The organism is Spirillospora sp. NPDC049652, assembly GCF_040675125.1.
GTDB lineage: Bacteria > Actinomycetota > Actinomycetes > Streptosporangiales > Streptosporangiaceae > Spirillospora.
Genome location: NZ_JBFAOF010000129.1, coordinates 1 through 12207, shown reverse-complemented (window position 1 = coordinate 12207; position 12207 = coordinate 1). Strand labels below are relative to the sequence as shown.

9 protein-coding genes are annotated in these 12207 nt (G+C 73.1%); 1 reads left to right on the top strand and 8 read right to left on the bottom strand.

Translation table 11 applies throughout. The features are described from left to right. From AB0J52_RS11855 to pyrR, 6 genes are all read right to left on the bottom strand, one after another. Positions 1-304 (bottom strand): ferredoxin reductase domain-containing protein (locus AB0J52_RS11855; protein ID WP_500181564.1); only part of this gene is annotated, 304 nt, incomplete at its 3' end. 93 nt (positions 305-397) lie between these two features. Further along, on the bottom strand, positions 398-3736 hold the full coding sequence (gene carB, locus AB0J52_RS11850; protein ID WP_500181563.1) for a carbamoyl-phosphate synthase large subunit: 3339 nt from the start codon (positions 3734-3736) through the stop codon (positions 398-400). Next, complete coding sequence (gene carA / locus AB0J52_RS11845; RefSeq protein WP_500181562.1) at positions 3736-4857, bottom strand: glutamine-hydrolyzing carbamoyl-phosphate synthase small subunit; 1122 nt, start codon at positions 4855-4857, stop codon at positions 3736-3738. The genes carB and carA overlap by 1 nt, the downstream gene beginning before the upstream one ends. Next, complete coding sequence (locus tag AB0J52_RS11840; RefSeq protein WP_500181561.1) at positions 4854-6143, bottom strand: dihydroorotase; 1290 nt, start codon at positions 6141-6143, stop codon at positions 4854-4856. The genes carA and AB0J52_RS11840 overlap by 4 nt, the downstream gene beginning before the upstream one ends. After that, entirely contained in the window at positions 6140-7081 is a 942-nt protein-coding gene (locus AB0J52_RS11835; protein WP_500181560.1) for an aspartate carbamoyltransferase catalytic subunit, read from the bottom strand. Before AB0J52_RS11835 ends, AB0J52_RS11840 begins: the two co-directional genes overlap by 4 nt. Then, positions 7082-7651, bottom strand: coding sequence for a bifunctional pyr operon transcriptional regulator/uracil phosphoribosyltransferase PyrR (pyrR, locus tag AB0J52_RS11830; RefSeq protein WP_500181565.1), 570 nt, complete (start codon positions 7649-7651; stop codon positions 7082-7084). It abuts the gene before it with no gap. Between the two features lie 468 nt (positions 7652-8119). Here pyrR and bldD point away from each other — a divergent pair, with 468 nt between their 5' ends. Beyond that, a complete protein-coding gene (gene bldD, locus AB0J52_RS11825) occupies positions 8120-8614 on the top strand; it encodes a transcriptional regulator BldD (protein WP_021597992.1) in 495 nt (164 codons plus the stop codon). A 187-nt stretch (positions 8615-8801) separates the two neighbouring features. On the opposite strand, the gene AB0J52_RS11820 is transcribed toward bldD, so the two are convergent. Together AB0J52_RS11820 and AB0J52_RS11815 are read right to left on the bottom strand one after the other, a co-directional pair. Continuing rightward, on the bottom strand, positions 8802-10187 hold the full coding sequence (locus AB0J52_RS11820) for an MFS transporter (protein WP_500181559.1): 1386 nt from the start codon (positions 10185-10187) through the stop codon (positions 8802-8804). Positions 10188-11546: 1359 nt separating this feature from the next. Further along, positions 11547-12062, bottom strand: coding sequence for an SAV_6107 family HEPN domain-containing protein (locus AB0J52_RS11815; protein ID WP_500181558.1), 516 nt, complete (start codon positions 12060-12062; stop codon positions 11547-11549). Positions 12063-12207 lie beyond the last annotated feature (145 nt).

Here is a 12207-nt window from a genome sequence, read left to right as displayed (position 1 = left end):
GGCCGAGCGGGCCGAGCAGGTCGATCTGGTCGCGGGAGCGCCGCCGGGTCAGCCAGGACGTGCCGGGCTCGGTGTCGGCGAACACGATCTCGATCGTCCCGCCGTAGTCCGACTTGACCTCGTACACCGAGAAGCAGCGCCGCACCAGCCGCCCGGAGTGCTCGCCGCCGACGGCGACCGCCACGAACTGGCCGGGACGGAACCGCTCGGCGATCGCGGGGGCCACCAGCGTCAGCGCGTGGTAGTCCTGCACCTGGCGGACCGTCAGGACCGTCGCCGACGTCTGCACCGGTGTGTCGGACACCCGTCTCCCTCTCGTCCTCGTCCGGGCCGGCGGGCCGCCCGCCGCGCGGCGTCGCGCGCGGGGTCGGCCCGCCGGAGCCCGTCCCTGATCAGCTCACCCCTGCCCGAGCACGCCGTGCGCGCCGCTGAGCCGCTCGGCGTGCTCCTGGAGGGAGCGGACGCCGACCTGCCCGCCGGCGACGGCCTCAATGCCCTGCACGGCCGCGGCGAGCCCCTGGACGGTGGTCACGCACGGCACGCCGCGCAGGACGGCCGCGGTCCTGATCTCGTAGCCGTCCAGCCGGGGCCCGGACTGGCCGGGGCTCCCGAAGGGAGTATTGACGATGAGGTCCACCTCGCCGTCGAGGACGCGCCGTACGATGGTCGGCTCGCCTTCCGCGCCGGGGCCGTCGCTGTGCTTGCGCACGATCTTGGCACGCACGCCGTTGCGGCGCAGGACCTCGGCGGTCCCTTCCGTGGCAAGAATCTCAAAGCCCAGGTCAGCGAGGCGCTTGACGGGGAAGATCATGTGGCGCTTGTCCCGGTTCGCCACCGACACGAACAGCCGGCCCTTGGTCGGCAGCGAGCCGTAGGCGGCCTGCTGCGACTTGGCGTAGGCGGTGCCGAACACCTCGTCGATGCCCATGACCTCGCCGGTGGACCGCATCTCCGGGCCGAGGACGGTGTCCACGCCCTGCCCCTTGGCGTTGCGGAACCGGTCGAAGGGCAGGACGGCCTCCTTGACCGCGATCGGCGCGTCCAGCGGGAGGGCCCCGCCGTCGCCGGACGGCGGCAGCAGGCCATCGGCGCGCAGCGCGCCGATCGTCGCGCCCATCATGACGCGGGCGGCGGCCTTGGCCAGCGGCACGGCCGTCGCCTTCGACACGAACGGGACCGTCCGGGACGCGCGCGGGTTGGCCTCCAGGACGTACAGGACGCCCGCCGACAGCGCGAACTGGACGTTCATCAGCCCGCGGACGCCGATGCCCTTCGCGAGCGCCTCGGTGGCCTCCCGGATGCGGTGCAGGTCGTCGTGGCCGAGGGTGATCGGCGGGAGCGCGCACGCCGAGTCGCCGGAGTGGATCCCGGCCTCCTCGATGTGCTCCATGACGCCGCCGAGGTACAGCTCCTCGCCGTCGTACAAGGCGTCCACGTCGATCTCGATGGCCTCGTCGAGGAACCGGTCCACCAGCACGGGGTGCTCGGGGGACGCCTCGGTCGCCTTCGTCATGTACGACTCCAGCGTGGCGTCGTCGTACACGATCTCCATGCCGCGCCCGCCGAGCACGTAGGACGGCCGGACCAGGACCGGGTAGCCGATCTCGGCGGCGATCTCCCGCGCCTCCTCGTAGGAGGTGGCGGTGCCGTGCTTGGGCGCGGTGAGCCCGGCCCGGTGCAGGACGCGGCCGAACGCGCCGCGCTCCTCCGCCAGGTGGATCGACTCGGGCGAGGTGCCGACGATCGGCACGCCCGCGTCCTTGAGCTTCTGCGACAGGCCGAGCGGCGTCTGCCCGCCGAGCTGGACGATCACGCCCGCGACCTCGCCGGACCGCTGCTCGGCGTGCACGACCTCCAGGACGTCCTCCAGGGTGAGCGGCTCGAAGTAGAGCCGGTCGGAGGTGTCGTAGTCGGTCGAGACCGTCTCGGGGTTGCAGTTGACCATGACGGTCTCGTAGCCGGCCTCGGCGAGGGTGAAGGACGCGTGCACGCAGGAGTAATCGAACTCCACGCCCTGCCCGATCCGGTTCGGCCCGGAGCCGAGGATGATGACCTTGGGCTTCTCCCCCGGCGGGACCTCGGTCTCCTCGTCGTAAGCCGAGTACAGGTACGGCGTCTTCGCCTCGAACTCGGCGGCGCAGGTGTCCACCGTCAGGTAGACCGGCCGGACGCCGAGGGCGTGCCGCACCTCGCGGACGACGTCCTCCGACAGCCCGCGCAGCTCGCCGATCTGGGCGTCGGAGAAGCCGTGCCGCTTGGCGGTGAGGATCTTGTCGCGGGTCAGCGCGTCCTCGGCGGTGCGGATCTCGGCGGCGATCTCGTTCAGCCCGGCGATCTGGTCGAGGAACCACGGGTCGATCCGGGTCGCCTCGTAGGCCTCCTGGACGGTCGCGCCCGCCCACATCGCCCGCTGGACGGCCCGCACGCGCCCGTCGTGCGGCTCGGCGGCCCTCGCCAGCCACTCGGCCTTGTCGCCGACCGCGCCCGCCCAGGAGAAGGACGAGCCCTTCTGCTCCAGCGACCGCAGCGCCTTCTGCAGCGCCTCGGTGAAGTTGCGGCCGATGGCCATGGCCTCGCCGACCGACTTCATGTGCGTGGTGAGCGTGCCGTCCGCGCCGGGGAACTTCTCGAACGCGAACCGCGGGACCTTGACCACGACGTAGTCGAGCGTCGGCTCGAACGAGGCCGGGGTGACGCGGGTGATGTCGTTCGGGATCTCGTCCAGCGTGTAGCCGACGGCCAGCCGCGCCGCGATCTTGGCGATCGGGAACCCGGTGGCCTTGGACGCCAGCGCCGAGGACCGCGACACCCGCGGGTTCATCTCGATGACGATCATCCGGCCGGTGCCGGGGTGCACGGCGAACTGGATGTTGCAGCCGCCGGTGTCGACGCCGACCTCGCGGATCACCGCGATCGCCACGTCCCGCATGTTCTGGTACTCGCGGTCGGTGAGCGTCATCGCGGGCGCGACGGTGATCGAGTCGCCGGTGTGCACGCCCATCGGGTCGAGGTTCTCGATCGAGCAGACGATGACGACGTTGTCGTTGCGGTCGCGCATCACCTCCAGCTCGTACTCCTTCCAGCCGAGGATCGACTCCTCCAGGAGCACCTCGCTGGTCGGGGACGCGTCGAGCCCGGCGCCGGCGATGCGGCGCAGGTCGTCCTCGTCGTGGGCGAAGCCGGAGCCCGCGCCGCCCATGGTGAACGACGGCCGGACGACCACCGGGTAGCCGAGCTCGCCGGCGCCCGCCAGGACCTCGTCCATGGTGTGGCAGATGACCGACCGCGCGGACTCGGCGTTCAGCCCCTGCTCGCGGGCGACCTTGGCGACGACCTCCTTGAACCGCTCGCGGTTCTCGCCCGCCTGGATGGCGTCGACGTCCGCGCCGATCAGCTCGACGCCGTACCGCTCCAGCACGCCGCCCTCGAAGAGGGCGATCGCGGTGTTGAGGGCCGTCTGGCCGCCCAGGGTGGGCAGCAGCGCGTCCGGCCGCTCCTTGGCGATGATCTTCTCGACGGTCTCCGGGGTGATCGGCTCGACGTAGGTCGCGTCCGCCATCTCCGGGTCGGTCATGATCGTCGCGGGGTTGCTGTTGACCAGGACGACCCGCAGGCCCTCCGCCTTCAGCACCCGGCACGCCTGCGTGCCGGAGTAGTCGAACTCGGCGGCCTGCCCGATCACGATCGGGCCGGACCCGATGACCAGGACGGACCGGATGTCTTCCCTGCGCGGCATTACTTCCCGGCCTCCATGATCTGGACGAACTGATCGAAGAGGCCGGAGGCGTCGTGGGGGCCCGCCGCCGCTTCAGGGTGGTACTGGACGCTGAACGCCGGGCGGTCGAGCAGCCGCAGGCCCTCGACGCAGCCGTCGTTCAGGTTCACGTGGGAGACCTCGGCGCGGCCGTACGGGGTGTCGAACGGGCCGTCCTTGGGCGCGTCCACGGCGAACCCGTGGTTGTGCGCGGAGATCTCGACCTTGCCGGTCCGGACGTCCTGGACCGGCTGGTTCACGCCGCGGTGCCCGAACCGGAGCTTGTAGGTGCCGAGGCCGAGCGCGCGGCCGAAGATCTGGTTGCCGAAGCAGATGCCGAAGAACGGCCTGCCGGCGTCCAGCACGCCGCGCAGCGCCGCGACCTGGTGGTCGGCGGTGCCGGGGTCGCCCGGGCCGTTGGAGAAGAACACGCCGTCGGGGTCCAGGGCGGCGATGTCCCCGGCGGTGGCGGTCGCGGGCAGGACGTGCACCTCGATGCCGCGCTCGGCCATCCGGTGCGGGGTCATGCCCTTGATGCCGAGGTCCACGGCCGCGACCGTGAACCGCTTCTCGCCGATCGCCGGGACCACGTAGGCCTCCTGGGTGGCGACCTCCTCGGCGAGGGCCGCGCCGGCCATCTGCGGCGACTCCTGGACGCGCTTCAGCAGTTCGTCCACGGGGGCGGCGGCGGCGTCCCCGCTGAAGATCCCGGCGCGCATCGCGCCGCGGTCGCGCAGGTGCCGGGTGAGCGCCCGGGTGCCGGTGATCGCGATGCCGACGACGCCCTGCGCGCGCAGGGCCGAGCCGAGCGAGCCGGTGGCCCGCCAGTTGGACGCCACGCGGGCGGGCTCGCGCACCACGTACCCGGCGACCTGGATGCGGGCCGACTCGGGGTCCTCGTCGTTCACGCCGGTGTTGCCGATGTGCGGGGCGGTCATCGCCACGATCTGGCGGGCGTAGGACGGGTCGGTCAGGGTCTCCTGGTAGCCGGTCATACCGGTGTTGAAGACCATCTCGCCGAAGGTCTCGCCCTCGGCCCCGTAGGCGACCCCCTGGAACGTCCGTCCGTCTTCCAGGACGAGCAGGGCGGGAGGTGGGGTCACTGCAGCTTTCCTTCCAGGACGGTCGCCCTGCCGCGCAGGAACGTCGCGACGACGCGTCCGGGCAGCGTCATCCCCGCGTACGGGGTGTTGCGGCTCTTGGACGCCATCGCGGTCGGGTCCACGGCGCGGCGCGGCGACGGGTCGTACAGCGTGATGTTGGCGGGCGAGCCCGCCTCCAGCGGACGACCCTGTCCGGAGAGGCGGCCGATGCGGGCCGGGGCGGTCGACATGCGCTCGGCGACCCCGGCCCAGTCGAGCAGGCCGGTCTCGACCATGGCCTCCTGGACCACCGAGAGCGCGGTCTCCAGGCCGATCATGCCCATCGCGGCCACGGCCCACTCGGTCTCCTTGGCCTCGACCGGGTGCGGCGCGTGGTCGGTGGCGACGATGTCGATCGTGCCGTCCGCCAGGGCGTGCCGGAGCGCGGTGACGTCGTCGGCGGTGCGCAGCGGCGGGTTGACCTTGTAGGTCGGGTCGTAGGACGCGGCGAGGCCGTCGTCGAGCAGCAGGTGGTGCGGGGTGACCTCGGCGGTCACCCGGCAGCCCTTGGACTTGGCCCAGCGGATGATCTCCACCGAGCCCGCCGTGGACACGTGGCACACGTGCAGCCGCGACCCGACGTGCTGGGCGAGCAGCACGTCCCGGGCGATGATCGCCTCCTCGGCGACCGCGGGCCAGCCGCGCATGCCGAGCGCGGCGCTCATCTCGCCCTCGTTCATCTGCGCGCCCTCGGTCAGCCGGGGCTCCTGCGCGTGCTGGGCGACCACGCCGTCGAACGCCTTGACGTACTCCAGCGCGCGGCGCATGACGACCGCGTCCGAGACGCAGTGGCCGTCGTCGGAGAACACCCGGACGCCGGCGGCCGAGTCGGCCATCGCGCCGATCTCGGCGAGCCGCTCGCCCTTCAGCCCGACGGTGACCGCGCCGACCGGCTGGACGTCGCAGTACCCGGCCTCGCGGCCGAGCCGCCAGACCTGCTCGACGACGCCCGCGGTGTCGGCGACGGGGTCGGTGTTGGCCATCGCGTGGACGGCGGTGTACCCGCCCATCGCGGCGGCCCGGGTGCCGGACTCGACCGTCTCGGCGTCCTCGCGGCCGGGCTCGCGCAGGTGGGTGTGCAGGTCCACCAGGCCGGGCAGCGCGACGAGGCCGGCGGCCTCGACGACCTGCGCGCCCTCGGCGGACAGGTCCGGGCCGATCTCGGCGATCACGCCGTCGCGGACCAGGATGACGGCGGGCTCCCCGCCCAGGACGCGGGCGCCCTTGATGACGTACGTGGTGCTCACTGGGAGACCTCCTTGCCGATGGCGGGCTCGGAACCGCCGAGCAGCAGGTAGAGAACGGCCATCCGGGCGCTGACGCCGTTGGCGACCTGCTCGACGATGGTGGACCGGACGGAGTCGGCGACCTCGGCCGCGATCTCCACGCCCCGGTTCATCGGCCCGGGGTGCATGACGATGGCGTGGTCGGCGAGGCGGGCCATGCGTTCGGCGTCCAGGCCGTAGCGGCGGCTGTACTCGCGGACGGTCGGGAAGTACCCGGCGTTCATCCGCTCGTGCTGGACGCGCAGCATCATGACGACGTCGCTCTTGGGCAGCACCGCGTCCAGGTCGTAGGAGACGTCGGCGGGCCAGGTGTCGATCGCGACCGGCAGCAGCGTCGGCGGGGCGACCACGGTGACCTCGGCGCCCAGGGTGTTCAGCAGGAGCACGTTGGACCGTGCCACCCGGCTGTGCAGGATGTCCCCGACGATGGTGACCTTCCGGCCCTCCAGGTCGCCGAGGCGGCGGCGCATGGTGAAGGCGTCCAGCAGCGCCTGGGTGGGGTGCTCGTGCGTGCCGTCCCCGGCGTTCACGACGCTGCCCTTGACCCAGTTGGCCAGCCGGTGCGGCGCGCCGGACGCGCCGTGCCGGATGACGACGCCGTCGGCGCCCATGGCCTCCAGGGTGAGCGCGGTGTCCTTCAGGCTCTCGCCCTTGCTGACCGACGAGCCCTTGGCGGAGAAGTTGATCACGTCCGCGCTGAGCCGCTTGGCGGCGGCCTCGAACGAGATGCGGGTGCGGGTGGAGTCCTCGAAGAAGAGGTTGACCACGGTGCGGCCGCGCAGCGTCGGCAGCTTCTTCATCGACCCCTCGGTCGCGCGGGCCAGCTCCTCGGCGGTGTCGAGGACGAGCAGCGCGTCGTCGCGGGTGAGGTCGGCGGCCGAGATGAGGTGACGCTTCACTTACTTCTCCTCCTTCGGACCGAGGAGGACGGCGTCGCGGCCGTCGTTCTCGGCCAGCAGGACCTTCACCGTCTCGCGCGTGGAGGTGGGCAGGTTCTTGCCCACGTAGTCGGCGCGGATCGGGAGTTCGCGGTGCCCGCGGTCCACCAGGACGGCGAGCTGGACGGCGCGGGGGCGGCCGAGCTCGTTCAGCGCGTCGAGCGCGGCGCGCACGGTGCGGCCGGAGAACAGCACGTCGTCGACCAGGACGACGACGCGGTCCTCGATGCCGCCCTTGGGCAGCTCGGTGCGGCGGATCGCGCGGGCGGGCCGCAGCCGCAGGTCGTCGCGGTACATCGTGACGTCCAGGGAGCCCCACGGGACGGGCCGTCCCTCGACCTCGTGCAGCGCCGCGGCCAGCCGCTCGGCGAGCGTCACGCCGCGGGTCTGGATGCCGAGCAGGACGACGTCCTCGCCGCCCTTGGTGCGCTCGAGGATCTCGTGGGCGATACGGGTGAGCGCGCGCCGGATGTCGGGACCCTCCAGAACGGCCTTCTGCCGGGGGTCCGCACCGCTGTCACGGCCGGTCACTCGCGCCTCGGCCGGATCGTCCGGCCGGTGGGCAGCATTCACCACCTGAACCTCCTTTCCCGCCTCACAGGACGGGTCTTAAAGGACGCTTGTCCCGGACAAGGTAGCAGGCGGACCCGGCTGAACCGAACCCCTGCCCGGCACATCGTGCCTGGTGAGAGCGGTCACACCCGGCTCGCGCGCCCACGCGCGCGGGAGGCGCGCAGGGGTTCCGGAACGCCCGTCGAGCGGGGCGTGCGGCCCTTCGCGCCGATCCGGACGACCCGGATCGACACCTACGGATTCGACCGCTTTTTTCCAATCGGCTTGACCTGGGGGCGTCACCGTTTTACCGTCACTGTCCGTAACCATCCCTGGAGGGGGACTTCCGAGCCGTGACGGGCTCCGGGAGCCCGTCTCCTCCGGCGCCGGACCCACCGGCGCCGGGAATCCGAGAACGACGACGAAGTGAGCCTGGGGGGCCGCGAAATGCCGTCTGAATACGCTAAGGCTCTCGGCGCGCGCCTGCGCGCCATCCGCACCCAGCAGGGCCTGTCCCTGCACGGTGTGGAGGAGAAGTCCCGTGGCCGCTGGAAGGCCGTCGTCGTGGGTTCGTACGAGCGGGGCGACCGCGCCGTCACCGTTCAGAAGCTGGCCGAGCTCGCCGATTTCTACGGCGTGCCGGTCTCCGAGTTGCTGCCCGGCGGAGCCGCGCCGAGCCCGCTCGGGCCAACGCCCAAGCTCGTCATCGACCTTGAGCGCCTGCAGCAGCTTCCGAAGGACAAGGCCGGTCCCCTCGCCCGCTACGCCGCGACGATCCAGAGCCAGCGGGGCGACTACAACGGAAAGGTCCTGTCCATCCGGCAGGAGGACCTGCGTTCTCTCGCCGTGATCTACGACAAGTCCCCGACCGAGCTCACCGAGGAGCTCATCGGCTGGGGCGTGCTGGACCCCGAGGCCCGCCGGGCCGTGGAGTCCTTCTAGCGTCCGCGCCACGGCCCCTGGGCCCCATCCGGGGGCCGGACGGACGATCTTCGCTGAACGGCCCGGCGGCCGCGTGCCGCCGGGCCGTTCCGCTGCCCGCGCCGCGCCCGCCGCTCCCCGCGCGCGGGGAGGGCGTCACGCTGCGCGCTCGGTGCGGCGCGGTGCGTTCGGGCGTGCGGATGCACATTCAGGCGTTTGTGCATTTTTCGGGTGTTCGGACGTCCAGCGCCTCCGAGGGGCGCGCTGCCCGCCGTCCCGGGGCGGCCAGTGCGAGCGCCAGCACCCCGGCCATCGTGGCCGCGGTGACGGCGAAGCCCACCGTGTAGCCCGTCCCCGCCGGGTGGCCCCGCACGGCCGAGGCGGTGAGGATGACCGCGCTCACCTGTGTCCCGAGGGATCCGCCGACCGTCCGCAGCAGGGTGTTGACCCCGGTCGCGACGCCCGTCCGCGCGGGCTCGACGGCCGCGACGACCAGGTTCGCGACCGCCGCGTAGGCGAGCCCGAGGCCGATCCCCCGCGCGGTGCCGCCGACGTAGAGCTCCCACATGGCGCCGTGGACGAGCGCGACGAACGCGTATCCGGCGCCGGTGAGGACGGCCCCGAACACCAGCACGGCGCGTGAGCCGACGCGGTGGTGGAGCCGTCCGGCCGTGATGCCCGCGAGCGTCATCCCGATGCTCGCCGGAAGCTGGAGCATCGCCGCCGCCGTCGCACTTCCCCCGAACCCCGTGGGACGGGGCGCCTGGACCAGCAGCGGGAACAGCACCCCACCCGCCATCAGGCCGTAACCGGCCAGCAGCGACGCCGCGTTCGCCGTCCAGACCCCGCGCACGCGCATGAGCCGGGGATCGACGAGGGGCTCGGCCACACGCCGCTCCACGACCCACCAGACGGCCGCCAGCGCCCCGGAGGCGCCCGCCAGGCCCAGAACGCCCGGAGATGTCCATCCCCACGCCATGCCCTGCGTGAGCGCCGTCAGGGCCGCCACCATCCACGCCGAGAACAGGCCCGCGCCCCACCAGTCCACGCCCGCGCCCGGACGTCCCGGCACCCGCGGGACGAGCCGCCACGCCAGCACCAGCCCCGGCGCCAGCCCGGCCACCGGCATCCACAGCAGCCACCGCCACCCCAGCAGGTCGATCACCGGGCCCGCCACGCACCACGACAGCGCCCCGCCCAGCCCGAGCATCGACGACATCAGCCCGACCGCCGACGCCGTCCGCGCCGGCGGCAGCACGCTCCGGATGACCGTGTACGCCAGCGGGAACACGCCGCCGCCGATCCCGGCCAGGGCCCGGCCCACCAGCAAGACCCCCAAAGACGGTGAAACCGCCGCCAGGACCGTCCCGGCCGTCGCGACCACCAGGACCACCAGCAGCACCCGCCGGGGCCCGTACAGGTCACCCAGGCGTCCCACGACCGGGGTCGAGACGGCCGCCGACAGCATCATCGCGGTCAACCCCCACGCCGCCCCCGCCGCCGAGGTGTGCAGATCCCGCTGGACGAGCGGCATCGCGGGCGTCAGCACCGCCATCGACAGCGAGTACGCCACCACCCCCAGAAACGCCAGCAACGCGGGCAGCGTCGCCGCTCCCGCCCTCTCGGCCGCACGCTCGCGCGCCGGCCGTCCATCCCCGCCATTTCGTCGTATCGCCACCCCGATATTGTCGTCCCACAACAAAGGGCGTCGCGCACTTCATAAACCACTTAGGCGGTCAAACAACCCTGCGGCATTCCCTGTCGCGCCAACACAGCCCGTGACCACCTCCGGCCATCGCCCGAGGTGGAGCCGAAGATCGTTCTTCGCGATAACGATCTCCATCGCCCCGTCCGCCCATCGCCGCGCCGATGCCGACAGCCCCCGTCTCCGAACCACGTCACCAGCGCCGGAACGCGAGAACCAACGGCGCCCCGTCCCCCACACGCCCACCCGGCGACGCCGCGCCTGCGGTTCTCCGTACACCCCGCAAGCCCGCCCACCGAAACCGAACGCTCAATCTCCATCGCCACACCCGAGCCCCAAGAGCCGTCCCCCAGAGCCATCACGAACCCCCCGATACCCCGCCTACTCACCCCCGCCACATCCGAGCGCAGCCCGACACAACCCCGGCCGAGCGCCTCCACGAACCCAGCCAGACCCAAGCCCAAGAACGACCGACCCAGACCCGAAGCCAGCCCCACGCACGCATGAGGCCGACCGGGCGCAGGCCCGACGAGCCACAAGCGCGGACGCGACCGGACGCAGGCCCGACGACAGCCATACGCAGGCGACGACGACCGCACGCAGTCCCGAAGACGGCCAGCGTCGACACCACCAGGCGCGTGTGCGGGACCGCCCTGACACGAGCGTGAAGCCAGCCATACGCGGGCGCGGCGACGAACAGGGGCGGACGTCAGGCGACCGGGCACGGACGTCAGGGCGATCAGACGCGGGTGCGGGGACCGCCGGACGCGGGCCCGAGAACAGCCAGACCAGCGACAAGAACGACCAGACTTAGGCGCGAGAACGGCCAGGCATGGGCGTGAGGACGGCAGGCGCGGGCGCGACCAGGCACGGGTGCGGAGAACGACCGGGTGCAGGTACGGGAACACCCGGGCACGGGCGTGAAGCCAGCCATACGCGGGCGCGCGCGAACGGCGCGGCGCGGGCGCGAGGACGAGCGGGCGCGGGTGGGAGGACGGTCGGGGGCGGGGGGGGGAGTTGGTCGGGCCGTCGGGGGCCGGTGAGGGGGGCGCCGCGACGGCCCGACCTGCCGGCCGTCCCAAGGGGTCGACGGCCGGGGTGGGGTCCCGGAGTGAGGCGCGGACGGGGCGGACTGACGTCCGCCCCTCACGCCGGGACGTCGGGCCCGGAGGAAGCTGCCCCGCAACACGCGTCCTCCGGGGGTCTCAAGGCGACCGCCTCAGCCGCCGCGCGATCCCATCGCGCCGCTCAGCTCGCCCGGTTGGTGGTGGGGAGCGTCTGCTGGATGGGGATGCCGAGGGTGTCCTCGACGAGGGTGACGAAGATCTCCGCGTCGTGCAGGAGCTCGTCGGCCTCGCGCGAGGTCACCGCCCGGGGCAGGCCGGCTTCGGCGGCGGCGCGCTTGTCGGCGCCGGCGGCGAAGTAGGCGGCCCATTCGCGCAGGGCGGGATCGGCCTCCGGGAGCAGGACCCAGACGCTGCGCGGACGGGCCCGGCGGCGGCTGAGGTCGAGGGGCTGGTGGGCGGCCAGGACCGCGGCGGCGGCGCGCAGCGCGGCGAGGTGCGCGCTGACGTAGCGGACCGCGGGCGAGGTCGCGTCGGCGGCGTCGGCGAGGCCGGCGCGGGCCGCGTGCAGCTGGCCGACGGCGGTGTGCGCCGGACGGGGCGCGGGCAGCGCCCGGTGGCGCGGCCGCGGGGCCTCGTGCTGGGCGGCGCCGGCGACGTTATGGGCAGCGGAGCGGACTCCGCGGGTGAGTGTGGTCATCTCTGCCTCCTTCCGGGGCGTCGGACGTGGCCGGGCGGAGAGCTTCCCCTCTCTCCGCCCGGCCGGCCGTCCCCGCCGGGTGCGCGCGCGGGGGCCGGCGGGGCCGTGGCCCGATGGGGAGAGCCAACCTCGGGACACCAGTCAC